General features: G+C 73.4%; 24 protein-coding genes and 1 tRNA gene. 8 read left to right on the top strand and 17 right to left on the bottom strand.

Annotation, left to right across the window (positions count from 1 at the left end; translation table 11 throughout):
- Positions 1–17: 17 nt before the first annotated feature.
- The 6 genes from rsmA to zwf all read right to left on the bottom strand — a co-directional run bounded on the left by rsmA (position 18) and on the right by zwf (position 8185).
- Positions 18–893, bottom strand: a complete 876-nt coding sequence (gene rsmA, locus HF526_RS14420) for a 16S rRNA (adenine(1518)-N(6)/adenine(1519)-N(6))-dimethyltransferase RsmA (RefSeq protein WP_338051476.1) — start codon at positions 891–893, stop codon at positions 18–20.
- Positions 894–923: 30 nt separating this feature from the next.
- Positions 924–2714, bottom strand: a complete 1791-nt coding sequence (locus tag HF526_RS36370; protein WP_169381934.1) for a ubiquitin-like domain-containing protein — start codon at positions 2712–2714, stop codon at positions 924–926.
- A gap of 196 nt (positions 2715–2910) precedes the next feature.
- The gene (locus HF526_RS14410) at positions 2911–3792 is read right to left on the bottom strand and encodes a YchF/TatD family DNA exonuclease (protein ID WP_169381933.1); all 882 of its coding nucleotides are present in this window, start codon (positions 3790–3792) and stop codon (positions 2911–2913) included.
- Positions 3793–3858: 66 nt separating this feature from the next.
- Entirely contained in the window at positions 3859–5652 is a 1794-nt protein-coding gene (gene metG, locus HF526_RS14405; protein ID WP_169381932.1) for a methionine--tRNA ligase, read from the bottom strand.
- Between the two features lie 150 nt (positions 5653–5802).
- Positions 5803–6714 (bottom strand): oxygenase MpaB family protein, encoded by a 912-nt coding sequence (locus HF526_RS14400; RefSeq protein WP_169381931.1) that lies wholly within the window; start codon positions 6712–6714, stop codon positions 5803–5805.
- A 58-nt stretch (positions 6715–6772) separates the two neighbouring features.
- On the bottom strand, positions 6773–8185 hold the full coding sequence (gene zwf / locus HF526_RS14395) for a glucose-6-phosphate dehydrogenase (protein ID WP_169381930.1): 1413 nt from the start codon (positions 8183–8185) through the stop codon (positions 6773–6775).
- A gap of 60 nt (positions 8186–8245) precedes the next feature.
- Between zwf and HF526_RS14390 the strand changes: the two genes are divergently transcribed.
- On the top strand, positions 8246–8728 hold the full coding sequence (locus HF526_RS14390; protein WP_169381929.1) for a cation:proton antiporter regulatory subunit: 483 nt from the start codon (positions 8246–8248) through the stop codon (positions 8726–8728).
- Complete coding sequence (locus HF526_RS14385) at positions 8728–9927, top strand: cation:proton antiporter (protein ID WP_169381928.1); 1200 nt, start codon at positions 8728–8730, stop codon at positions 9925–9927. The genes HF526_RS14390 and HF526_RS14385 overlap by 1 nt, the downstream gene beginning before the upstream one ends.
- Before the next feature lie 15 nt (positions 9928–9942).
- Here the strand turns inward: HF526_RS14385 and rsmI are convergent, their stop codons facing one another.
- Complete coding sequence (gene rsmI, locus HF526_RS14380) at positions 9943–10815, bottom strand: 16S rRNA (cytidine(1402)-2'-O)-methyltransferase (RefSeq protein ID WP_169381927.1); 873 nt, start codon at positions 10813–10815, stop codon at positions 9943–9945.
- A gap of 114 nt (positions 10816–10929) precedes the next feature.
- Between rsmI and HF526_RS14375 the strand changes: the two genes are divergently transcribed.
- Positions 10930–12456 (top strand): dolichyl-phosphate-mannose--protein mannosyltransferase, encoded by a 1527-nt coding sequence (locus HF526_RS14375; RefSeq protein WP_169381966.1) that lies wholly within the window; start codon positions 10930–10932, stop codon positions 12454–12456.
- A 15-nt stretch (positions 12457–12471) separates the two neighbouring features.
- Here the strand turns inward: HF526_RS14375 and HF526_RS14370 are convergent, their stop codons facing one another.
- The 8 genes from HF526_RS14370 to HF526_RS14335 all read right to left on the bottom strand — a co-directional run bounded on the left by HF526_RS14370 (position 12472) and on the right by HF526_RS14335 (position 19337).
- Positions 12472–13437 (bottom strand): AsnC family transcriptional regulator, encoded by a 966-nt coding sequence (locus HF526_RS14370; protein WP_169381926.1) that lies wholly within the window; start codon positions 13435–13437, stop codon positions 12472–12474.
- 117 nt (positions 13438–13554) lie between these two features.
- A complete protein-coding gene (locus HF526_RS14365; RefSeq protein WP_169381925.1) occupies positions 13555–14382 on the bottom strand; it encodes a DMT family transporter in 828 nt (275 codons plus the stop codon).
- 119 nt (positions 14383–14501) lie between these two features.
- The gene (locus tag HF526_RS14360; RefSeq protein ID WP_169381924.1) at positions 14502–15074 is read right to left on the bottom strand and encodes a hypothetical protein; all 573 of its coding nucleotides are present in this window, start codon (positions 15072–15074) and stop codon (positions 14502–14504) included.
- A 63-nt stretch (positions 15075–15137) separates the two neighbouring features.
- Positions 15138–15213, bottom strand: a tRNA-Ala gene (locus tag HF526_RS14355).
- A 48-nt stretch (positions 15214–15261) separates the two neighbouring features.
- Positions 15262–16296, bottom strand: a complete 1035-nt coding sequence (locus HF526_RS14350) for a hypothetical protein (protein WP_169381923.1) — start codon at positions 16294–16296, stop codon at positions 15262–15264.
- A 226-nt stretch (positions 16297–16522) separates the two neighbouring features.
- Positions 16523–17185: a GNAT family N-acetyltransferase gene (locus HF526_RS14345; protein ID WP_169381922.1), complete on the bottom strand. Its 663-nt coding sequence runs from the start codon at positions 17183–17185 to the stop codon at positions 16523–16525.
- 28 nt (positions 17186–17213) lie between these two features.
- Positions 17214–18443 carry a molybdotransferase-like divisome protein Glp gene (glp, locus tag HF526_RS14340; protein WP_169381921.1) on the bottom strand — a complete coding sequence of 410 codons (1230 nt, stop codon included), beginning with the start codon at positions 18441–18443 and terminating at the stop codon, positions 17214–17216.
- Positions 18444–18449: 6 nt separating this feature from the next.
- Positions 18450–19337, bottom strand: coding sequence for a UTP--glucose-1-phosphate uridylyltransferase (locus tag HF526_RS14335; RefSeq protein WP_169381920.1), 888 nt, complete (start codon positions 19335–19337; stop codon positions 18450–18452).
- Between the two features lie 36 nt (positions 19338–19373).
- On the opposite strand from HF526_RS14335, the gene HF526_RS14330 reads away from it, so the two are divergent.
- From HF526_RS14330 to mscL, 4 genes are all read left to right on the top strand, one after another.
- Positions 19374–20030 carry a 5-formyltetrahydrofolate cyclo-ligase gene (locus HF526_RS14330; RefSeq protein WP_169381919.1) on the top strand — a complete coding sequence of 219 codons (657 nt, stop codon included), beginning with the start codon at positions 19374–19376 and terminating at the stop codon, positions 20028–20030.
- Between the two features lie 55 nt (positions 20031–20085).
- Positions 20086–20415, top strand: coding sequence for an FmdB family zinc ribbon protein (locus HF526_RS14325; protein ID WP_169381918.1), 330 nt, complete (start codon positions 20086–20088; stop codon positions 20413–20415).
- 179 nt (positions 20416–20594) lie between these two features.
- Positions 20595–21314, top strand: a complete 720-nt coding sequence (locus HF526_RS14320) for an SAF domain-containing protein (protein ID WP_239028676.1) — start codon at positions 20595–20597, stop codon at positions 21312–21314.
- Positions 21315–21353: 39 nt separating this feature from the next.
- Positions 21354–21821 (top strand): large conductance mechanosensitive channel protein MscL, encoded by a 468-nt coding sequence (mscL, locus tag HF526_RS14315; RefSeq protein WP_338051475.1) that lies wholly within the window; start codon positions 21354–21356, stop codon positions 21819–21821.
- A gap of 29 nt (positions 21822–21850) precedes the next feature.
- Here mscL and HF526_RS14310 read toward each other — a convergent pair whose 3' ends face one another.
- Positions 21851–22030, bottom strand: a complete 180-nt coding sequence (locus HF526_RS14310; RefSeq protein WP_169381917.1) for a hypothetical protein — start codon at positions 22028–22030, stop codon at positions 21851–21853.
- A gap of 92 nt (positions 22031–22122) precedes the next feature.
- Between HF526_RS14310 and HF526_RS14305 the strand changes: the two genes are divergently transcribed.
- Complete coding sequence (locus HF526_RS14305) at positions 22123–22632, top strand: antitoxin (protein ID WP_169381916.1); 510 nt, start codon at positions 22123–22125, stop codon at positions 22630–22632.
- 25 nt (positions 22633–22657) lie between these two features.
- On the opposite strand, the gene HF526_RS14300 is transcribed toward HF526_RS14305, so the two are convergent.
- Positions 22658–23152: a MogA/MoaB family molybdenum cofactor biosynthesis protein gene (locus tag HF526_RS14300; protein WP_420821618.1), complete on the bottom strand. Its 495-nt coding sequence runs from the start codon at positions 23150–23152 to the stop codon at positions 22658–22660.
- Between the last annotated feature and the right edge of the window lie 109 nt (positions 23153–23261).

Here is a 23261-nt window from a genome sequence, read left to right as displayed (position 1 = left end):
GTGATCGGTCCGGAACCTCACTCGGGACGGGCCGCGGCGAGCCGGGCGAAGTCAGCGATGCCGAGCCGTTCGGCGCGGACCAGCGGGTCGATCCCGGCGGTGCGCAGCGCCTGCTCGGCCGCGGCCGGTGAGCCCGCCCAGCCCGACAACGCCGAGCGCAATGCCTTGCGGCGCTGGGCGAACGCGGCGTCGACGAGCGCGAACACAACGGCGCGCGACGGCCCGGCCGGCGGCTCCCGGCGGGTGAACGCCAGCAGCCCGGAATCGACATTGGGCACCGGCCAGAACACCGCGCGCGGGACCGGACCGGTCCGGCGCGCCTCGGCGAACCAGGCGAGCTTCGCGCTCGGCACCCCGTAGGTGCGGCTGCCGGGCGGGGCGGCGAGCCGTTCGGCCACCTCGGCCTGCACCATGACCAGCCCCCGGCGCAGCCCCGGCAACTCGGCGAGCAGGTGCAGCAGCACCGGCACCCCGACGTTGTAGGGCAGGTTGGCGACGATCGCGGTCGGCGACGGGAGCCCGTCGAGGTCCGCGGCCCGCACCCGCAGCGCGTCGGTGTTGATCACGGTAAGCCGGTCGGCCAGCGCCGGGGCCCGTTCGGCGGCGGTCCCGGGCAGCGCGGCCGCCAGCACCGGGTCGATCTCGACGGCGTGCACCGCGGCCACGGCAGGCAGCAGGGCCAGGGTCAGCGACCCGAGCCCGGGGCCGACCTCGAGCACCACGTCGTCGCTGGTGAGCTCGGCCGACCGCACGATCCGGCGGACCGTGTTCGGGTCGTGCACGAAGTTCTGCCCGAGGCGCTTGGTCGGCCGCAGGTCGAGCCGCTCGGCCAGCGCTCGGACCTCGGCAGGCCCGAGCAGCCGCGACGCCAACGCCTCCGGAGTGCTACTCACACCCCCATCATTCCGGGCGCTGACCAGCACTCACCGGGGCAGGCCCAGTTTCCTCGCGCAGGCCGGCCAGGCGCCGTACCCGCCGCGGTCGTCGCGGACCTTCGACGCCACCGTGATCTGCTCCTCGCGGCTGGCCTGGTTGGGCAGCGGCGCGTACTGGGTGCCGCCGTTGGCCGCCCAGGTCTGGGCGTCGAACTGCAGGCCACCGTAGTAACCGTTGCCGGAGCTGATCGCCCAGTTCCCGCCCGCCTCGCACTTGGCCAGCAGGTCCCAGACAGTGCCGTCGGAGATCACGGGCAGCTGCGGCTTGGCGTCGTTGGTCCCGACCTTGATCACCCGAGGAGTGGGCGGCGTGCTCGAACCGGCCCGGATCTGCTCGCGCCGGACCTCCTGGCCGTTCTGCACCCACACCCGCATCACGACGGTCTGCTCCCCGGCCTTGCCCGGGTCGACGACCTGCCTCGTACCGCGTGGCAGATCGGGGTCGTCGATGGTCTGCACGGGCGGGTCGATCGGGCGCACCTCGACGACCTCGCCGACGCCGTTGCGCACGATGTGCACGGCCAGGCCGTCGGTCAGTTCGGTCTCCGCGCTGGGCACCGAGACGTCGTCCGGGCCGAGCTGGATGCCCTTCTCGGCCAGCAGCCCGCCGACGGTGCCGGCCATTGTGGTGATCTGCTGCGGGGCGCCGTTCCCGTCGGTGAGCGCGACGGTGCGCGGCACGCGCAGCTCGACCTGCAGGCCGCTCAGCGGGATCGCCGTGTTCGGGGACGTCGACATCTGGATCGGCTGGGCCTCGATGCCCATGCTCTGCAGCGCCTCACCGACCGTCGGGGCGGTGGTCCAGACCCTCCGCTGTTCGCCGCCCTCGACCAGGGTGATCGGGCGGGCCCGGTTCAGGATGACCTGGTCGCCGTCGGCGAGGTCGGTGGACAGCGCGGGCTCCACGCGGTCCTGCGGGGCGGCGACCAGGCCGGCGGAGTCGAGCGCCCCGGCCACGTTCCCGGCGAAGGTGTGCAGGATCCGGTTCTGGCCGTCGACGGTGATCGTGATGGTCTTGTCCATGGCCAGCGCGGTGGCGCCGCTCGCGGTGAGCGTGAGCAGCGCGGCCAGCGCGGTCGCCTTGGCCAGCAGCCGCCGGCGCCCGGTGTGCGCCGGGCCGGGCGGGATGGGCTCCGGAGCCGGCTCGGCGACGCTCGCAGCGGTGGCGCCGACCGGCTCGGCCTCTGCGTCCTGCTGTGGCTCGGCCACCGGCTCGGACTCGGCGAGCGGTGGGGCCGTGACCGCGGAGGTCACGGCGGTGACCTCGGTGGCCTCGGTGGTCTCGGCCGCCGGGACGGCGGCGAAGGGTTCGGTCCGCGGCTCGTCCGGCACGATCGGGATGGGCCCGGTCGGCGTGTCGTCGGCGAACAGGTCCGCGGCGTGGCGGGTGATCCCCGCCGGCTGCCCGGCGAGCGCCGCATCGGCGCCGGGGCTCCGCAGCGGTCCGGTCGCCGGCTCGGCCGGCACGACGGTGATCGGTCCGGTCGCCGGCTCGGCCGGCACCACGGTGATCGGGCCGGTCGGTGGGTCGGTGGTGACGTCAGCGGGGAGGCCGACGCGGCCCGTGCCGCGCAGCTCCTCGACGGCGGGAAGCTCGGCCTGTTCCTGCGCCGCGGGCGCCGAGGGCGTCGGGAAGAACTCCGCCTCGGCGTTGCCGTACCAATCGGCGTACGGGTCGTCGGAGGGTGCAGCCACGACCGGGCTCGGGGTGGGGACCAATCCGAGCCGGGCGCGGGCGGCTCGGCGTTGCGCGCGCGCGGATACGTCGACCACTGGCATCCAGACCTCGTCGGACCGGGCAGGGGAGGAAGAGCGTCGACGGTGGCCGGAGCCGTGATGCGGGGAGTGCCCCGACCACCGTGTCCGCCGTGCTGGGGAGCGTCCCCACCCCGGCTTTAGCGATCACGGAACCGTAACGGGGGGCCGGGGACGGCACCCACTCGCGACACCCTGTGAGCGCTGAGTGGACTCTCAGCTACGCCGAGCGAGCATCTTCAGCGCCAGGCGTGACGCTGCGCACGACCGGCGGCAACTCCTCGAGCCGGAACACCCGCTCGGCGTTGCGTTCGGCGCTCTCGGCGATCCGCTCGTCGGAAACCCCTCGTAGAGCCGCCAACGCGCGCACGGTCCACGGCAGGCAGTACGGCTCGTTGGCCCGCCCGCGGTGGGGGTGCGGGGTCAGGAACGGCGCATCCGTCTCCACCAGCAGCAGGTCCTCGGGGACCACGACGGCCGCCTCCTGCAGCTCCCGGGCGTTGCGGAACGTGACCGGCCCGGCGAAGGACATGAGGTAACCGGCTTCGGCGCAGCGCCGGGCCATCTCCGCGTCCCCGGAGAAGCAGTGGAAGATCACCTCGTCCGGCGCCCCCTCCTCCGAGAGGATGCGCAGGACGTCCTCGTGGGCCTCCCGGTCGTGGATCATCAGCGGCTTGCCCAGCCGCTTGGCCAGATCGATGTGCCGGCGGAAGGACTCCTGCTGGGCCTGCGGCGGGGAGTGATCCCAGTAGTAGTCGAGGCCGGTCTCCCCGACCGCGACGACCCGCGGGTCCCGGGCGAGCCGCTCGATCTCGGCGTGATCGTCCTCGGTGAGCGCAGCGGTGCGGGTCGGGTGCAGCGCGACGGCAGCGGCAACCCGGTCGTCCCAGTGCGCGGCCTGGACCGCCCACCGGGCCGCGGGCAGGTCGTCGGCGATCGTCACCACCCGGGTGACCCCGACCGCGGCCGCCCGGTCCATGGCGGTGGCGACGTCGGCGGCCTCGACGCAACCGCACGCGTCGAGGTGGGTGTGCGCGTCGACCGTCGGCACCGGCAACGGCTCCGGCGGCTCCGGCCGCTCCCGGCGGTTCGCTGCGCTCACTGTGGCGGCTCCGCCGCTCGTGCGCGGAAATAGTCGCTGCAGCGACTATTTCCGCGCACAGGCGCGTCAGCGCTCAATGGGGGCCCATTCCGGGCCGGTCTCGCCCAACTCCGGGGGGAGCTTGGAGAAGATCGGCGTCGGCTTCTGCAACGGGCGGCCGACCTGGATCGGCGTGGAGACCCAGCGGGCCTGCTCCCGGGTGTAGTCGCCGGTCAGGATCGGATTGATCCGGCCCGGGATGTCGAGGTCGGGCACGTCGAGCAGCTCGGGCTGGGCGGCCCAGATCCCGGTTCCGCCCAGCGCCTCGTGCACCTTCTGCGCCGCGTGCGGCAGGAACGGGGTGAGCAGCGTGTTCGCGTCCTGCACGACCTGCAGCGCGGTGTGCAGGACCGTGTCCCGCCGCTCCGGGTCGTCCTTCAGCTTCCAGGGCTCCTGCTCGGACAGGTACTTGTTCGCCGCCCCGACGACCCGCATCGCCTCGGTGATCGCGGCCCGGAACCGTGACCGCTGCAGGTGCCCGCCGACCGTGTCGAACGCCGCGCGGGACAGCGCGAGCAGTTCCTCGTCGGCCGCCGTCGGCCTCGGCGCTGCAGGGATGGCGCCGTTGTTCTTGTACGCCATCGAGATCGACCGGTTGACGAGGTTGCCCCACTCGTTGTTCAGCTCGAAGTTCACCCGGCGGACGAACTCGTCCCAGGTGAAGTCGACGTCCTGGGTCTCCGGGCCGGCGGCGGAGATGAAGTACCGCAGGGAGTCCGGCCCGAACTCGCGCAGGAAGTCGTGCAGGTAGATCACCGTGCCGCGGGAGGTGGAGAACTTCGACCCGCTCATCGTGAGGAACTCGCTCGAGGCGATCTCGGTGGGCAGGTTCAGCAGGCCGTACGGGCCGGGCTCACCGCCGCGGTCGCCTTGCCCGTTGTGCCCGAGCAGCAGGGCCGGCCAGATCTGGGCGTGGAAGGTGATGTTGTCCTTGCCCATGAAGTGCACGACCTCCGCGTCCGGGTCGTTCCACCACGCCTTCCAGGCGTCCGGGTCGCCGCTGCGCCGGGCCCACTCGACGCTGGCCGAGAAGTAGCCGATCACCGCGTCGAACCACACGTAGAACCGCTTGAGGGGCTGGTCGCGCCAGCCGTCCAGCGGGATCGTCACACCCCAGTCGAGGTCGCGGGTGATCGGCCGCGGCCGCATGTCGTCGACCAGGTTCTTGGTGAAGTTCAGAACGTTGGGCCGCCAGCCGGTCTTGGTCGACAGCCACTTGCCCAGCGTCTCGGTGAACGCCGGCAGGTCGAGGAACAGGTGCTCGGTCTCGACGAACTTCGGCACCTCGCCGTTGATCCGCGAGCGCGGGTTGATCAGCTCGGCCGCGTCGAGCTGGTTGCCGCAGTTGTCGCACTGGTCGCCGCGCGCGCCGTCGTAGCCGCAGATGGGGCAGGTGCCCTCGACGTAGCGGTCGGGCAGCGTGCGCCCGGTCGACGGGCTGATCGCGCCGGTCGTGGTCTTCGGGATGACGTAGCCGTTGCGGTACAGCGCCTTGAAGATCTCCTGGACCACCTGGGCGTGGTTGCCGGTGGTGGTGCGGGTGTAGAGGTCGTAGGTGACCCCCAGCCCGCGCAGGTCCTCGGAGATGATCCGGTGGTACTTGTCGACGGTCTGCTGCGGCGTCAGGCCCTCCTTATCGGCCTGCACCGTGATCGGGGTCCCGTGCTCGTCGCTGCCGGAGACCATGAGCACCCGGTTGCCGGCCATCCGCTGGTAGCGGGAGAACACATCGGAGGGCACACCGATACCGGAGACATGGCCGATGTGCCGGGGGCCGTTGGCGTAGGGCCACGCCACGGCGGTCAGCACGTGGGAACTCATGGCTACCAGCGTATTCCAGTCCGCGAAGTACGTTTCCGCGCGGGCGCCGCCCCCGGCCGGGTGGGACGCGACTGCGCGCTCCCCGCGCGGGGAGATCGACCCCGGATCGACGCGGACCCCGGCGACGTCGCGCGGATGTCGGAGTCGATGTCAGCCGAGGCGGCTCGCCGCTGCCCCGGGCGCGCCGGCACCGCTGCGCGACCAGGCCGGAGGCTGCGGCAGCACGACCGGCTCCCCGGCGGCCCTGCGGAACGCGGCCGTCGCCCGCGGGTGGTAGCGCCACCGCCCGCGCGGCAGCCGCCACAGTGCGCGCAGCGCGCCGAGCAGCAGCCGCAGCCGGGCCGCGCGGGCCCGCGTCCACCGCTCGCCCAGCGTCGCGCGCACCGCGGGCGGCAGCGTGCCTACGGTGAGCAGCCAGTGCAGCCTCACCGCGGGCAGGCGCAGCAGCCGCCACAGCGGGGCCGGCAGCCCGCGCAGCGGCGGGGGCGGCGGCGGGTCGGCGAATGCGGCGACCAGCCGGCGGGCCGCCGGGGTCAGCTCCAGCACGTGCGCGCAGTGGCGCGAGAAGTACTCCTCGAACGCGCGCCGATCGGCCGGGACCGGTCGCATCGACATCCCGTAGAGCCGCCACCACTGCACGCCCTCGGCGTGCAGCCGGTCGAGTTCGTCGTCGCGCAACCGGCGGTGGAAGGTCTCGGCGTGGGTGCGCACGCCCTCGACGAACGTCGCGTGCGCCCAGTAGAACGTCGCCGGGTCGAGCGCGTGGTAGCGCGCGCCGTCGGGCCGTAAGCCCTTGATCGCGGTGTGGTGGCCGCGGACGGCGGCGGCGGTCGCCGCGGCGTCGGGGCCGTCGTAGACCACGCCGAAGATCTCGAACAGCGAGCGCCACAACCGCGCGAACGGCTCGTCGAACACCGCCGAGTGCTCGGCCACACCGGCTCCCAGCGCGGGATCCATGACCTGCAGCAGGGTGGCCCGCCCGGTGAACACGAACGCCACCCACTCGCCGAAGTACCGCCAGGTCAGGGAGTCCGGACCCAGCGGCTCCGGGGGCTGCGCCATGATCGCCAGTATCGATCCGGCGCCGGCCCCTGTCCACCGGCCGTGATCCGGGATGGGCTCACGAGTCGGGAATCCGCCAGCCGTACTTCCCGGGCAGCTGCAGCGCCTCGCGCGGCCCCCACGACCGCCGCGGATAGATCTTGGGCTTCGGCGGGCTGTGCAGCAGCGGGTCGACCAGCTCCCAGATCAACTCCACCTCTTCGGTGCTGGTGAACAGCGTCGGGTCACCGCGCATCACGTCGAGCAGCAGCCGCTCGTAGGCCTCCAGCGGCTCCGCGCCGGGGAACGCCTCCATGAGGTCGACCTTCATCCGGCCGCGGCCCAGCTTCAGCTCGGGCCCCGGGATCTTGGCACGCAGGTCCGCGAAGATCTTCGGATCGTCGGTGAGCTCCAGGACCAGCTCGTTGCACTGGTCGTCGACGTCCCCGGGGAACATCCTCAGCGGCGGTTCCTGGAACCCGAGGGTGACGGTCCGCCTGCTCTCGGCCATCGCCTTCCCCGTGCGCAGGTAGAAGGGGATGCCGTACCAGCGCCAGTCGTCGACGAAGACCTCCATCGCGACGAACGTCTCGACCTCTGAGGACTTGTTCACGCCCTCCTCGTCGCGGTACCCCTCGTACTGCCCGTACACGACGCGGTCCGGGGCCAGCGGCCGGATCGCCCGGAACACCTTGGTCTTCTCGTCGTGCAGGGACTCCGCGTCCAGGCGCACCGGCGGCTCCAGCGCCACGAATCCGAGCAGCTGGAACAGGTGTGTCACGATCATGTCACGGAACGTCCCGGTGGACTCCATGAAGTCCGCCCGGCCCTGGATGTCGATCTCCTCGGGCACGTCGATCTCCACATAGCAGACGTGCTGATGGTTCCACACCGGCTCGAAGATCCCGTTGGCGAAGCGCAGCGCGAGGATGTTCTGGACGGCTTCCTTGCCGAGAAAGTGATCGATTCGGAAGATCTGCCCCTCGTCGAACACCTCGTGCAACGTGGCGTCGAGCCGCTTCGCGGACCGCAGGTCGGTGCCGAACGGTTTCTCCAGCACCAGCCTGGCCCGCTCGTTCAGGTCGAACTTGCCCAACATGCGCACCATCGACTCGGTCGCCGACGGCGGAACCGCCATGTAGAGCAGCCGTCTGGTGTCCGGCCCCAGCTCCCGCTCGGCGCCCCGTACCGCATCGGCCAGCTCACCGCTGTCCTCGTCCGAGGCGACCACGAAGCTGATCCGCGCCGCGAACCGGCGCCACGCCTCGTGGTCGATCTCGCCGCGGAACATCTCCACGGCGTGGTGGACCATGTCCCGGAACTGCTCCTCGGTCCCGGGTGCGGTCCGGCTGGAGCCGATGATCCGGAACCGCTCCGGCATGAGGTCGCGCTGCCACAGGTGGAACAGGCCCGGGAACAGCTTGCGACGGGCCAGATCACCGGTGGCACCGAAGATGACGAACACGTGTGGGTCGAGATCAGTCGGCGCCATGGCGGCCCGGTTACCCATGTACGAGCGGCCGGAACCACATCACCGGCTACCGTTGGTCCGGTGAATGTCGAGGTGACGCCTTTGCCCGGGATCGGGGTGCGCAAGGACTTCGCGATCAAGGCCGGCCGTCGGATCGGCGTCGTGACCCACCGGGACGGGAAGATCGAGCTCATCGTGTCGAAGTCGGACGACCCGGACGCGGCGCTCGCCGCGCTGCCCCTGACCGTCGACGAGGCGAGCGCGCTGGCCAACCTGCTCGGCGCACCCCAGCTGGTGGCGCAGCTGACCGAGGAGCACCGCGACCTGCCGGGCATCCACACCCGCCAGCTGCCGATCTCGGACGGCTCGGTCTTCGACGGCCGCACCCTCGGCGACACCGCACTGCGCACCCGGACCGGCGTGTCCGTCGTGGCCGTGATGCGGGCCGGCCAGGTGCACGCGTCACCGACGCCGGAGTTCACCCTCACCGCCGGGGACCTGTTGGTGGCCGTCGGGACGTCGGAGGCTCTCGAGAACGCCGCGAAGATCCTCGCCCGCGGCTGATGGATCACACCGCCCTCGAACTCCTCGAACTCGGCGCCCTGTTCTTCGGGCTGGGCCTGCTGGGCAGGCTCGCCGCGCGGATCGGGATGTCGCCGATCCCGCTCTACCTGCTCGGTGGCCTCGCGTTCGGCCAGGGCGGTCTCTTCCCGCTCGGCGACATCGGCGACTTCACCTCGCTCGCCGGCGAGGTGGGCGTGGTGCTGCTGCTCCTGCTGCTGGGACTCGAGTACACCGCCCAGGAACTGATCACCGGGCTGAAACGCTCCTGGATGGCCGGCGTCGCCGACATCGTGCTCAACTCCGCCCCGGGCGCGGCGGTCGCGCTGATCCTCGGCTGGGGGCCGGTCGGGGCGCTGGTCATGGCCGGGGTCACCTACATCTCGTCGTCGGGCATCGTCGCCAAGGTGCTCAGCGACCTCGGCCGGCTGGGCAACCGCGAGACCCCGGTCGTGCTGTCGATCCTCGTGTTCGAGGACCTCGTGATGGCGCTGTACCTGCCGATCCTCACCGCGCTGCTGATCGGGGTGAGCTTCTTCGGCGGACTCGCCGCGGTCGGCATCTCGCTGACGGTGATCACCGTGGTGCTCGTCGTCGCACTGCGGTACGGCCGGTTCGTCTCCGCGATCGTCGACAGCCCGGACCGCGAGGTGTTCCTGCTCAAGGTGCTCGGTGCGGCTCTGCTGGTGGCCGGGTTCGCCTCGGCGATGCAGGTCTCCGCGGCGGTGGGCGCGTTCCTGCTGGGCATCGCGATCTCCGGATCCACCGCGGAGAACGCGACCAAGCTGCTGGAGCCGCTGCGCGACCTGTTCGCCGCGGTGTTCTTCGTGGTGTTCGGGCTGAACACCGACCCGCGCAGCATCCCGCCGGTACTGGGCTGGGCCGTCGCGCTGGCGGTTGTCACCTCCCTGACGAAGATCGCGACCGGATGGTGGGCCGCGCGCCGGGTGGGCATCGGCCCGCTCGGCCGGGCCCGCGCCGGTGCCGCGCTGGTGGCCCGCGGCGAGTTCTCGATCGTGATCGCCGGGCTGGCCGTCGGCTACGCGGCGGTGGACGACGAGCTGGCCGCGCTGGCCACCGCGTACGTGCTGATCATGGCCGTGCTCGGCCCCGTCGCAGCCCGCTTCGTGGAGCCGCTGGCCCGCAGACTCCGGCGCACCCCGAAGCAGACCCCCGCCGCCCTCGCCTCGAGTTCGGGCTGAGCGCCGGCGCCCAGGTCAGTCGCGGGCGGCCAGCGCGGCGTTGTAGAGCTCCCGCTTTCCGACCCCTGCGGCCTCCGCCACCGCGGCCACGGCGTCCTTGAGCCGCTCCCCCGCGTCGACGCGCTCCTGGACCGCCCCGACCAGCGACCCGACGGCCGGGGCCGCGGACGGTTCCGCCCCGGCCAGCACGACCGTGATCTCGCCCCGGACCGGGCCCTCCTGCGCCCACTCGGCCAGCTCGGACAGCGGCCCGCGGAGGACCTCCTCGTGCTTCTTCGTCAGCTCCCGGCAGACGGCGGCCTTGCGCGACGGGCCCAGCACCGCGACCGCCTCGGTCAACGTCTCGGCCAGCCGGTGCGGCGACTCGAAGAACACCGCCGCCCGCGGCTCGGCGACCAGCGTCTCCAGCCAGCGCCGCCGCTCCCCACCCTTGCGCGGCGCGAAGCCCTCGAAGCAGAACCGCTCACAGGGCAGCCCGGAGAGCACCAGCGCCGTGGTCACAGCGGACGGGCCGGGCAGGCACGTCACCGGCAGTCCCTCGGCCGCGGCGGCCGCCACCAGCCGGTAGCCGGGGTCCGACACCGCGGGCATCCCGGCGTCGGTGACCACGAGGACGGTCTTGCCGTCGCGGATGTCCGCGAGCAGCCCGGGCAGCCGGGTCGCCTCGACGGCGTCGTAGTGGCTGACCACCCGCCCGCTGACCGTCACCCCGAGCGCCGCGGCCAGCGCGCGCAGCCGGCGGGTGTCCTCCGCGGCGATGACGTCCGCGCCGGCCAGCGCCTCGAGCAGCCGCCCGGAGGCGTCCCTCGAGTCGCCCAGCGGGGTCGCGGCGAGCACCAGGCCACCGGCTCCGTCCGGATCGGTGTGCGGTGCTGCTCCAGTCGACATGCAGGGAGCCTACGATCGGCGCGCGTGGGACATCGCACCGTCGTCGCGGATCAGGCCTCCCGGGACGTCGCGGTCGACGACGACGCGCCCACCCCCGGCGCGGAACCGCTGGGCATGCGGCCCGCGCTGACGGCCCCGTCGTCGGAGCCGCTGCAGCGGCTGGGCACGCCGCCGCCGACCGACCGGCTTCGCGGCTGGCTGGTCGCGGTCGGGTTGGCGGTGCTCGGCGGGGTGTTGCGCTTCGTCGGTCTCGGCTACCCGACCGACGGGGGCACCCCGGTCTTCGACGAGAAGCACTACGTGCCGCAGGCGTGGCAGATGGTGCGCAACGGCGGGTTCGAGGACAACCCCGGCTACGAGCTCGTCGTGCACCCGCCGCTGGCCAAACAGCTCATCGCCATCAGCGAGATGCTCTTCGGCTACGACCCGGTCGGCTGGCGCGCGGCATCGGCGCTGGCCGGCACGCTGTGCATCCTGCTGATCGTCCGCTCGACCCGGCGGCTGACCCGCTCGACGCTGCTCGGCGGCATCGCCGGGGTCCTGCTGATCTGCGACGGCATGAGCCACGTGCAGTCCCGGATGGGCATGCTCGACGTGTTCTCCGCACTGTTCGTGCTGGCCGCGTTCGCGACGCTGCTCATCGACCGCGACGACGTGCGGGCCCGGATGGCCGTCGTGATCACCGAGGGCCGGGTGGGCGACTCACCGTACGGACCCCGGTTCGGGGTGCGCTGGTGGCGGCTGGCCACCGGGGTGCTGCTCGGGCTGGGCTGCGCGGTGAAGTGGTCCGGGGTGTACTGGCTCGTCGCGTTCGCCGTGCTCACCGTGCTGTGGGACGTCACCGCGCGCCGCGCCGCCGGGGTGCGGCGGCCCTGGGCCGGCACCCTCGTCCGCGACGTCGGCCCGGCCCTCTGGGCGCTCGTGCTCGTCCCGGTGCTGGCCTATCTGGCGGGCTGGTGGGCGTGGTTCGGCAGCGAGACCGGGATCGACCGGCACGAGGTCGGCATCGGGATCGGCACCGGCGGGCCCTGGTCGTTCGCGCCGGACGCGCTGCGCTCGCTGTGGTACTACAGCGGCCACGTGCTGGCCTTCCACGAGAGTCTCGACACCCCGCCCGGCAACCCGCACCCGTGGGAGTCCAAGCCCTGGACGTGGCCGATGGGGCTGCGCCCGATGCTCTACTACTACGCGTCCGGGCAGAACGTCAACGGCTGCGGCGGCCCGGACTGCGTGAGCGCGGTGATGCTCGTCGGCACCCCGGCGCTGTGGTGGCCGGCGATCCCGGTGCTGGGGTACTCGCTGTGGCGGCTCGTCACCCGGGCCGACTGGCGCTACGCCGCGGTGCTGGTCGGCTACGGCGCGGGCGTGCTGCCGTGGTTCCTCAACATCAACCGGCAGATGTACTTCTTCTACATGACGCCGGTGGCGCCGTTCCTCGTCATGGCGACGGTGCTGGTGATGGGCGAGATCATGGGCCCGGCCGGGGCGTCGAAGGAACGCCGGCAGACCGGGCTGCTCGTGGTCGCCCTGTGGGTCGGTGCGGTGGTCGCGAACTTCGTGTGGCTGTGGCCGATCCTGGTCGGGCTGCCGATCACCCCGGAGCACTGGAACGCCGAACTCTGGCTGCCGTCCTGGCGGTGAGCGGCGCCCGGGCGTTCAGTGCTCGTCGGGCAGCGCGAACAGCCCGCCGCGCTTGAGCGTCGCGGCGATCAGCGACGAGTCCAGCGCACTGACCTTCTCCAGCCACGGTGCGCCGGTCAGGAAGTCGTGCAGGGCGTCGACGCTGGGCAGCGCGACCTCGGCCATGAGCTGACGGTCGCCGGAGATGCAGCTGGCGTAGCGCACCCAGGGCTCACGGCCCAGGCCCGCCGCCACCGCGTCGACGTCGCGCGGGGCGGCCCGCGCCCACACCATCGCCCGCACCCCGAAGCCCAGCCGCACCGGGTCGACCACGGCCCGGATCAGCAACCGGCCCTCCCAACGCAGCCGTTCCACCCGGCGCCGCACCGCGGCCTCCGACAACCCGGTCACGTGCGCCAGCTCGGCGAAGTCACGGCGGGCGTCCCGCTGCAGCGACGCGAGCAGCATCTGGTCGGCCCGGTTGACCCCCTTGACCTCGCCGAAGGGCACGTGCTCGGGTGATGGCAGGTACGCGGTGAGCGCGTCGCGCTCCTCGGGACCGATCAGCCCGGGCTGCCACTGGTGCGAGGTGCGGATGTAGCGCAGCACGGTCCAGGTGACGCTGTCGACGAGCCCGGGCAGTGCCGGCAGCTCGTCGACGACGAGTTCCGCTAGACGCCGAGGCGGGCAGTCGATCTCCGCGACGCAGCCGAGGGGCCCGGCCAGCACGTGCGCGTAGCGGGTGTCGCGACGGCGGGCCAGAGCGAGGGCGACGAGCCGTTCCTGCCCGGGCCGGCAGCGGATCCCGACGATGGTGCCCGCCGCCGGGGCGGGCAGCCCGGTGACGCGCACGACGCCGGAGCCGAGCAGCCGCTCGCCGCGCTCGGTGACGGTGCGTTCGGGCTCGCCGAGCACCGCGGCGATGCGGGACCAGGAGGCGCGGCCGTCGACCTGCAGTGCCCCGACGATCCGGCGATCGAGCGCATCAAGGGTGCCGGCCACCGAACACCCCGCTGTTCTCGCTCGCGACACCCCCGTGCCGATCCCGGATCCGGTCGGGACAGTCTGCCGGATCGCCGGCATCGCGCCTGCGGCGCCACGCGGGACCGGGGCCGGGCGTCACCCACCCGAGGCCAGCAGGACGCTCGCGGTGAGCGCGAGGCCGACGCTGGTGAGCTGCAGCCCGGTCAGCCGCTCGCGCAGCACGATCCGGGCCAGCAGCACGACGACCACGGGGTAGAGCGAGACCAGCACGGCGCTGACGCTGAGTGAGCCGGTCCGGGTGGCCAGCAGGAACAGCACGTTGGCCCCGCTGTCCAGCACTCCGCTGGCGATCATCAGCCGCCGCCCGCGGAACGGCCCGCCGCGCTGCCCCCGGGCGGCGACGACGATCGCGAGCAGCGCCGTCGACAGCATCCGGCCGGCCAGCAACGGCCACAGCCCGGAGTCGGGTGGCGTGGCGTCGAGGGCGATGAAGAACAAGCCGAACCCGATCCCGGACCCCAGCCCCAGCGCGAGCCCGGTGCCGGCGGCGGCGTCCCGGCGGGTGCCCGCGGTGGCGAGCACGATCGCCACCAGGGCCACGAGCATCCCGATGAGCATCGCCGGGCCCGGTCGCTCGCCGAGCAGCACCCCGACGACCAGCGGCAGCCCCGCCCCGACCACCGCCGACAACGGGGCCACCACTCCCATCGGCCCGACCGCCAGGCCACGGAAGTACAGCAGCAGACCCGTGACACCCGCGAGGCCGGCGAGCATCCCGATCCCCAGCGCGGCCGCGGACGGGTGGCCCGGCAGCACCCACACGGCCGGGACGAGGGCGAGCAGGCCGGCGAACTGCGCGACCGCGGTGACCCGCAGGGCGGACGTACCGCGGGCGGCCAGCCCGCCGGCGAAGTCGGCCACGCCGTAGGCCAGCGCGGCCGGGCCCGCGAACACGGCGGGCATCAACGACGCACCGGACGTACCGCTGAACGTGGTGAGGAGATCATCGTGGTGGACGTTAACCGGCCCCGGGCCGATGATCCAGATCGAGACGACGGCGCGGTGCGCCGTCCCGGCCGGGCTCAGCAGCTGTCGAGACGCAGCGGGCGGTGCACCGGATCGACCGCGAGGGTCAGCCGGTCGACGTGCGACCGGTAGCCGCAGCCACCGCGGGCGACCACCTCGACCTCGTCGTCGCCGTGGAACCGGATGTCCGCCGGTGGGGCGCCGTTCCGCAGGCCTTGCCACACCAGCGCGTCCTGGGCGAACGGGCCGCTGCCGGTGCGCAGCCGCACCGCGTAGATCGGGTCGGCCGCGAACACCGCGCCCTGGACCGTCACGAGCCGATAGTCACCCGCCGCCGTCTCGCCCACCACCCGTTCCGGCCCGCGTAGCTGCGCGAGCAGCCAGACGAACGCACTCCAGCCCAGCACCAGGACCACGCCGGCCACCACGAGCAGCACCCGCATCGCCCGCCGCCGCAGCAGACCGGCCAGCCACACCGTGGCCAGCACGATCGTCACCGTGACGAGAACCCCGACGTACCAGGGCGCCAGCAGCAGGTGGAACGGGTCGGCGGCGGCCAGCACGGCCAGACCGGTGGCCACGACGGTGGCGATCCCCAGGGCCCGGCGCCGGCGAGTCGGCAACGTCACGACCTCCCGGAGAACGAGTCAGCCCCGACCGGATCCGGTCGGGGCTGATGGGTACCACCTGGGTGGTGGAGCTGAGGGGAATCGAACCCCTGACCTACTCGATGCGAACGAGTCGCGCTACCAACTGCGCCACAGCCCCTTGCCCTACCCGTCCTGTCGGCCGGGCAGGAACGACCTTATCAGGCCCTCATTGGCCCGCTGCACGGCGGTAGTCCGGTCGCACCGGGGCGTCGAGTTCGCTCAGCTCGGCGTCCTCCTCGTCGACCTCGACCAGCGTCGTTCCCGCAGGCAGCGGCGGCGGCGGGGCCGGCTGCAGCCGAGGCAGCGCGGAGTCCGGCTCGGCCGCCTCGTCGAGATCGTCGTCCTCTCCGTCACCGCCGGTCTTCACGGTGCGGCAGCGGGCCGGCAGCACCCCCAGCGGCTCCCCGGTGCCACGGACGCGGGCGGGGTCGTCGTCGGCGTCGTCCGCCCAGTTCCCGCCGTGCTCCTCGGCCTCGTCGGCCGCCTGCTCCCCGGCGGGGTCCTCCGCCTCGGGCTCGGCCTCGTCGGCGGCCGCGTCGGGCGCCTCGGCCACCACCTGCGGACGACCGGCCTCGCGACCGCGGTCGGCCCACTCGTCGAGCTCGGGGTCGTCGGCCGCGGGCGGACGGCGGGTGCCGGCCATCCGTGCAGCGCGGCGCGCCCGGATGGTCTCCTCCATGCGCACCTGGCGGCGCAGGTAGACGAGGTAGCCGACGAGCGCGAGATCGATGAGCGCGTGCAGCCACCACAGTGTGGGCATCGCGATCCCGGCCACCAGGGCGGTGATTCCGGCGAGCGCGAGCAGGCTGAGCACGATGCGCTGCCGGATGGCGTAGCGGGCCCGGGCGGCCAGCGCCGCGGCCTCCGGGTCGAAGCCGCCGCGGCCGGGACGGTAGCGGGCGGGCGGACGCTCCCAGTGCCGCTCGTCCTCGTCGGCCGGCACCCGGGCATCGGTGGTCCGGCCCGCCGTGCGGGTCTGCTCGGCGCGCTCGGGCTGGGTCGCCACCGGCCGGGGGTCCTCCGCCTGCTCCACCTGTCCCACCTCCTGGGTCCGGCGCCGCTGAATCGGCCGCTCGAGCACTCGTCCGGAGAGCGCGGCCGGGCTCAGCCGCGCCACCTCCTGCTGGCGCCGGGCGACCGCCGGGACGAGGATCAGCAGCCAGATCACCACCAGTCCCGCGAAGATCAGCGAGCTGGGCACGGCTGCCTCCTCCCCCCGTCGGCGCAGTCCGGACGCGACCCGGCCACCGGCCGAGATCGCGCCCGAGCAGACACGCTAGCCAGGGCGAACACGAGAATTCGAGGCGACGCGCCGTGACCGGTCAGATCACCGGAGTTTCGACCGGGACGGGTGTGACCTATGGGGTTTCCGTGGGTGGAAGGGCCGACGCGACCCGGTAGCTCTGGGTGGGCAGGCCCGGGTGCCCTCAGGACCGTTCGGCCCGTCCCCGCTCGACCAACCGGCCGACGAGCCCGCCGACCGGGACCTCCTCCACGGTCAGCGCGAAGCAGAGGTGGTCACGCCAGGCACCGTCGACGTCGAGGTATCGCTGGAACAGTCCCTCTTCGCGGAAGCCCAGCTTCTCGAGCACCCGCATGCTGGCCCGGTTCTCCGGGCGCACGGTGGCTTCCAGCCGGTGCAGCCCGACCGGGCCGAAGCAGTGGTCGGCCACCATCGCGACGGCCGCGGTCGTCACCCCGCAGCCGTTGACGCGCGCGTCGCACCAGTAGCCCACGTAGGCCGACAGCAGCGGCTCGCGCACGATGTTGCCGACCATCACCTGACCTACCAGCCGGCCGTCCAGGGTGATCGCGAACGGCAGCGCCACGCCGCGCCGCCCGGCCGCACGCAGCACCGCCCAGCGCCCGGGCCACTCGGTGACGGCATTGCGCTGCACCCAGCTGCCGGGCGCGCTGGGCTCCCAGGGGGCCAGGTTGCGCTCGTCGCGAATGCGGATCGCCGACCAGGCCGAGCCGTCGCGCAGGCGCACCGGCCGCAGTTCGACGACCCCCGCCGACACCCGCAGGGCACCGATCTTCGCCGGCCAGCCGGGATGCCGTCCGGTCCGCTGCGACAGCGCGTGCGCCACGTCGGGTCCGCCGGATCCGTCAGGGCGCTCAGCCGCGGGGGGGCGGCAGGAAGGCCACGCTGACCTGCTGGTCCACGGCGGCGTCGGTGACGTCGTCGGGCACGACGATCAACCCGTTCGCGTCGGCCAGCGACGAGAGCAGGTGCGTGCCGGAGGTGCCGAGCGGCTGCACCAGATAGTCGCCGGTGGCCTGCTCCCGCAGCAGCCGGCCGCGGACGTAGCCCCGCCGGCCCGCCCTGGACGCCACCGGCGCGGTCAGCCGGGCGCTGATCATCCGGCGGTACGGGTCGGTGCGGCCCAGCTCGAGCCGGATCAGCGGCCGGATGAGCACCTCGAACAGCACGAGCGCGGTGCCCGGGTGCGACGGGAACAGGAACGTCGGCACGGCGTCGGCGCCGAGCAGGCCGAACGCCTGCGTGGAGCCGGGATGCATGGCGACCCGGGTGAAGTCCAGCTCGCCGAGCCCGGCGAACGCGGCGCGCACCTCGGCGCCGGCCTTCCCGGCCACCCCGCCGCACACCACGATGATCTCGCTGAACGGCAGCAGGTCCTCGATCGCAGCGCACAGCTCCCGGGCGTCGCAGCGGACCAGCCGGGAACGCGCGGGCTCCGCACCGGCCTCGCGGGCGGCGGCGATGAGCGCGTGCGAGCACACGTCGGCGACCTGGCCGGCGCCCGGGGTGCGCGCGAGATCGACCAGTTCGTCGCCGACCGACAGCACCGAGACCCGGGGCCGCGGCTGCACGAGCAGCTTGTCGCGCCCGGCCGCGGCGAGCAGCCCGACCTGGGCCGCACCGACGATCTGGTCGCGGCGCACGGCGACGTCGCCGGGCTGGACGTCCTCGCCGACCCGCCGGACGAACGCGGCGGAGGGCACCCCGCGGTGCACCCGCAGCCGCGCGCTCCCGCCGTCGGTGTGGTCCACGGGCACCACGGCGTCGGCCAGCGTGGGCAGCGGCGCCCCGGCCACGACGCGGACGGCCTGGCCGGGCTGCAGCCGCAGCGGCTGCCGGGATCCGGCCGGGATCTCCCCCACCACCGGTATCGACACCGGATCGTCGTCGGTCGCACCGACGAGATCGACACTGCGTACGGCGTAGCCGTCGATCGCCGCCTGGTCGAAGCCCGGCAGTGGCCGCGACGCGACGACCTCCTCCGCGGACCGCAGACCCTGGGCATCGGAGATCGCCACCCGTACCGGTGCCGGCCGGACTGCGGCGTTCAGTACCCGGGCCAGTTGCTCGTCGACCGACCGCACGCCTGCCTATCCCTCCAGCCGAGCGGCGAGCCAGCTGCGCAGCTCGGGCCCATAGTCCGGGTGCTGCAGCGCGAAGTCCACGAAGGCCCGCACGTAGCCGCCGGGGTTGCCCAGGTCGTGCCGGCCACCGCGGTGGACGACCACGTGCACCGGGTGTCCCTCGGAGATCAGCAGCGCGACGGCGTCGGTGAGCTGCAGCTCGCCACCGGCACCGGGGGTGATGCGCTCGAGTGCGTCGAAGATCGCCCGGTCGAGGATGTAGCGCCCGGCCGCGGCGAAGGTGGACGGCGCCTGGTCGGCCGGCGGCTTCTCCACCATTCCGTGCACCTTCTTGACGTCCGGGTCGTCGGTGTCGCTGACGTCGAACACCCCGTAGGCGGAGATCTCCGCACGCGGGATGTCGAACGCGCACAGCACGCTGCCGCCGAACTCCGCGCGGACCGCGGCCATCCGGCTCAGCACTCCGGTGGGCAGCACCAGGTCGTCGGGCAGCAGCACCGCGACGGCCTGCTCGTCGTCCGCGAGCGCGTCGGCGGCGCACGCCACGGCGTGCCCGAGGCCCTTCGGCTCGTACTGGGTGACGGTCCGGACCGTGATCAGCTCAGCGGCGCGACGCACCTTGGCCAGCAGCGCGTCCTTGCCGCGCGCCGCCAGGGTCGCCTCGAGCTCGGGCTGCGGCGCGAAGTACGCCGCGACCGCATCCTTGCCCGGCGAGGTGACGATGAGCAGTTGGCTGGCCCCGGCCTCCGCGGCCTCGGCGGCGACCAGTTCGATCCCCGGCGTGTCGACCACCGGAAGGAGTTCCTTGGGGACCGACTTCGTGGTCGGCAGGAACCGGGTCCCCAGGCCGGCGGCGGGTACGACGGCGGAGCGGAACGGCAGCGACTCGCTCATGAGCGGCGAGCCTATCGGCGCCGGTAGCGTGCCCGCGTGACGGCTCGCGCTGAACCACCCGGTCCGGCAGCCGGGAGCACCCCCGGCGCGCCCGGCGGTGGCCCGGACGATCCCGCCGGGAAGCGCGCCTGGCGCCGGCGGCTGCTCGCGGCGCGCCGCGCACTGAGCGACGAGGAGCGCGCGGCGCGGGCAGCGGCGCTGGCGGCGGCCGGGGTGCGGCTGACGGCCGGGATCGACGCACCGGTGTGCGCCTACCTGCCGGTAGGGGTCGAACCCGGCTCGGTGGCCGGCCTCGACGCGCTGCGGGCGACCGGCCACGAGGTGCTGCTGCCGGTGGTCCCCGACGCCGACGGTCCGCTCGACTGGGCCCGTTACGACGGCCCGGACACGCTGGCCGACGGGCCGTTGGGACTGCGGCAGCCGACCGGCCCGCGCCTGGGTGTGAACAGCATCACCCGGGCGGGCATCGTGCTGATCCCGGCGCTGGCCGCGGACCGCCGGGGGGTGCGCCTCGGCCGTGGCGGCGGCTACTACGACCGGACATTGCCGCTGGCCCGGCCGGATACGCCGCTGGTGGTGCTGCTCAACGACGAGGAGCTCGTCCCGGAACTGCCGGCGGAGCCGCACGACGTCCGGGTGACCGCGGCGCTCCTGCCGGGCGCCGGTGTGGTGAGGCTCGGCGGCACGAACTGAACGGGCGAGCTAGACTGGCACTCTCTGTGTGGGAGTGCCAGTTGCGGAGGATTTCGTGCCGACCTACCAGTACGCCTGCACCGCCTGCGACCATCGGTTCGAGGCAGTGCAGTCCTTCTCCGACGACTCGTTGACGGTGTGCCCGGTGTGCGAGGGCCCGCTGCGCAAGGTCTTCTCGTCGGTCGGGATCGTGTTCAAGGGCAGCGGCTTCTACCGCACCGACAGCCGCTCGGGCGCCGGATCGGGCGTGGTCAGCAGCTCGTCGAACGGGAGCAAGGAGTCCGCCTCGACGTCCTCGTCGTCCAGCGACTCCGGCTCCTCCAGCAGCTCGAGCTCGACGAGCGGCTCGTCGAGCAGCGCCGCCCCGGCCGCCGCAGCGTCCTGACCCCGCCCCCGGGCATCCTGGCACGTCGGCCCGACGGTGGTCGGGCACGACGCCGCTGCGGCTGCCGGATTGTCCACATGCCCTCACCGTTGTCCACAGCCCGGGGCGAGAGTCCCGGCGCGGCACGCTGACCGCCCTACCGTCGAACCGGCATCCACCGGGACCGACGGGAGGCGCGGATGGTCGAGTCGACGCCGAACTCCGCACGGAACTCCACGCCGCCGCCCCGGGTGAGGCGCCGGCCGACGGCGCTGTCCCCGCGGTTGCGCCACCGCGTCGCCGACCTGCTGCACGGCCCCGGCTGGCGGCGGGTCGCCCTCGCCCGGCGAGCCGGCGCCGCCCTGCTCGCCGTTCTCGCGCTGGTCCTCGCCCTGTCCCCACGCGCCGACGGCGGAGTCGGGCTGCTGGTGGCCGCCCGTGATCTGGCCGCCGGCTCCACCCTGCGCACCGAGGACCTCGCCGTGCGCCAGTGGCCGGCGGACCTGGTGCCGGCGGGCGCACTGCGTGATCCGGAGCAGGCCGACGGGCGGATGCTGGCCGGCGCCGCGCGGGCCGGTGAGCCGATCACCGACCTGCGCCTCGCCGGCGCCGAGCTCGCCGTCCGGGCCACCGGCTCCCCCGATGCGGCGACCGTTCCGATCCGGCTCGCCGACGCGGGCGTCGCCGGCCTGCTCACGCCGGGCAGCACGGTCGACGTCGTGATGGCCGGCCCGAGCGCCGATGAGCCGGTCGTGCTGGCCAGCCGGGCCGTCGTGCTCGCCGTGCTGCCGCCCGAGACCGGGCCGGGGATCTCACCCGGGGGACGGGGCCGCCTCGTCCTGGTCGCGCTGCCCCGGGAGAGCGCGACGCGGGTGGCGGCGGCCGCACTGTCCGAACAGGTCGCCCTTACCCTGCGCTGACCGGCGTTCACCGGGCCGGCCGATCACGAGAGGAACGACGTGCTCAAGGGCTTCAATGGCTTCATCGACTCCAAAGGCCTCAAGGGCTTCAAGGACTTCATCCTGCGCGGCAACGTGGTCGACCTCGCGGTCGCCGTCGTCATCGGCGCCGCGTTCAGCACCATCGTGACCTCGTTCACGAACAAGGTCATCCAGCCACTGGTGAACTCCATCACGCCCCCGACCAGCCCCGGCCTGGGAATTCAGCTCATCGGCGGCAAGGAGAGCACCTACATCGACTTCGCAGCGGTGATCACGGCTGCGTTGAACTTCCTGATCGTCGCCGCGGTCGTCTACTTCGTGATCGTGCTCCCGCTGAACACCCTCAAGGCGCGGCGCAAGCGCGGCGAGGAGCCGGGCCCGGCCGAGCCCACCGACGTGGAGCTGCTGGCCGAGATCCGCGACCTGCTCAAGGTCGCGGCCGGCGACGGCACGCAGGTCACCAGCGACGGCAAGCACAAGGCCTGATGCTGCCGGGGGCGTGACGCCGGGCCGGCTCAGTCCCGGTCGTGATGCGGCGGGCGGTTGGCGCGCAGCCACTCCTCGTTCGACGGGGCCGCGCCGTCGTCGTCCGCGGTCGAGCCCCGTTCACCGATCTCGTCCCGGGTGACCGAGGGCAACACGTCGCCGAATATCTCGTCGATCTTGCGACGCACCCGGTCGGGGAGTTCTGCCACGGATCCATGGTGCCCGACCGGCCCGGAACGCCCAACGGTGCCACCATGGCGGGCGGGCGTCGCCCGGCGCTCGGGGCGGATCGGGGGTCGACATGGGATTCACCGAGAAGGCGAAAGACCTCGCCGACAAGGCGAAGGACAGGGCCGAGGCCTACACCGGGACGGCCCGGGAGAAGGCCGGTGAGTACGGCGGCACCGCCAGGGGGAAGGCAGGCGAGTACTCCGGCAGGGCCCGCGAGCTGGCCGAGGAGTACGGCGAGACCGCGAAGGAGAAGACCGTCGAGTTCGCCGAGAAGGCCGCCGAGCTCGCGGCCAGGAGTGTCGAACGCGCCGCGGCGGAGATCGACAAGGCCACCGGCGGGCGGTTCCACGACACGATCGAGACCGTGGCCACGAAGGTCGAGGAGGCCCTCGAGCGGGCCCGTCCGGCGCACGACGGCGGACACGCCCCGAGCGGGCCCGTCACCCCGGCTGCGCCCACCGGCGGCGCCGCGGGCACGACACCGGCCCGGCCCACGTCGACCGGGTCGCCGATCACCCCGGCAGCCCCGGCGAGCGGGGCGGCGGCGACGGACCCGACCGGGGGGAATCCGAGCCAGTAGGGCGCCTTGAGGCGCCCCGCACCGCTCAGTCGGAGTCGAGCCCGGACAGCTCGGCGATCACATGCGCGACCAGCGGGGTGAGCGTGGCCATGCCGTCACGGACGGCGGCGCGCGACGGGGCCAGGTTGACCACCAGCGTGCTCCCGGAGACCCCGACGAGACCGCGGGAGAGCCCGGCATCCACGGCACCGGCGGCGAGACCGGAGGCCCGGATCGCCTCGGCGATGCCCGGGATGGGACGGTCGAGCACTCCCGCGGTGGCGTCCGCGGTGACATCGCGCGGGGAGACCCCGGTGCCGCCGACTGTGATCACCAGGTCGACGCCACCGATCACCGCGGTGTTGAGCGCGTTGCGGATCGCGACCGACTCGCCGGGGACGACGACGACCGCGTCCACGACGAAGTGCGCTTCCTCGAGCAGTTCAATGACCAGCGGGCCGGTGTTGTCGTCGCGTTCACCGTGGCTCACCCGGTCGTCCACGATCACCACGAGGGCTCGGCCGATCTGGGGCGGCGCCATTTCCATGCGCTCACCGTAGCGGGGCGGCCACTGTCACGGTTCGTGCGCTCCCGTCATTCGCGCCATGGGAGGCCGCGCCGACGCTGGGAGGGGGTACCGGCGTCGACGC

The organism is Pseudonocardia acidicola (assembly GCF_012911935.1).
GTDB lineage: Bacteria > Actinomycetota > Actinomycetes > Mycobacteriales > Pseudonocardiaceae > Pseudonocardia > Pseudonocardia acidicola.
The sequence above is the reverse complement of the archived record's forward strand: the minus strand, read 5'-3'. Positions and strand labels throughout refer to the sequence as shown.

Excerpts from the sequence above, each read along its gene's own strand:
- HF526_RS14305 (WP_169381916.1), top strand. The coding sequence starts at position 22,123 with ATGGGATTCACCGAGAAGGCGAAAGACCTCGCCGACAAGGCGAAGGAC.
- metG (WP_169381932.1), bottom strand. The coding sequence starts at position 5,652 with ATGAGTTCCCACGTGCTGACCGCCGTGGCGTGGCCCTACGCCAACGGC.
- HF526_RS14375 (WP_169381966.1), top strand. The coding sequence starts at position 10,930 with ATGCGGCCCGCGCTGACGGCCCCGTCGTCGGAGCCGCTGCAGCGGCTG.
- zwf (WP_169381930.1), bottom strand. The coding sequence starts at position 8,185 with ATGGCGCCGACTGATCTCGACCCACACGTGTTCGTCATCTTCGGTGCC.
- HF526_RS14335 (WP_169381920.1), bottom strand. The coding sequence starts at position 19,337 with ATGAGCGAGTCGCTGCCGTTCCGCTCCGCCGTCGTACCCGCCGCCGGC.
- HF526_RS14320 (WP_239028676.1), top strand. The coding sequence starts at position 20,595 with ATGGTCGAGTCGACGCCGAACTCCGCACGGAACTCCACGCCGCCGCCC.
- HF526_RS36370 (WP_169381934.1), bottom strand. The coding sequence starts at position 2,714 with ATGCCAGTGGTCGACGTATCCGCGCGCGCGCAACGCCGAGCCGCCCGC.
- HF526_RS14400 (WP_169381931.1), bottom strand. The coding sequence starts at position 6,714 with ATGGCGCAGCCCCCGGAGCCGCTGGGTCCGGACTCCCTGACCTGGCGG.
- HF526_RS14300 (WP_420821618.1), bottom strand. The coding sequence starts at position 23,152 with ATGGCGCCGCCCCAGATCGGCCGAGCCCTCGTGGTGATCGTGGACGAC.
- rsmI (WP_169381927.1), bottom strand. The coding sequence starts at position 10,815 with ATGTCGACTGGAGCAGCACCGCACACCGATCCGGACGGAGCCGGTGGC.
- HF526_RS14365 (WP_169381925.1), bottom strand. The coding sequence starts at position 14,382 with ATGCCCGCCGTGTTCGCGGGCCCGGCCGCGCTGGCCTACGGCGTGGCC.
- HF526_RS14385 (WP_169381928.1), top strand. The coding sequence starts at position 8,728 with ATGGATCACACCGCCCTCGAACTCCTCGAACTCGGCGCCCTGTTCTTC.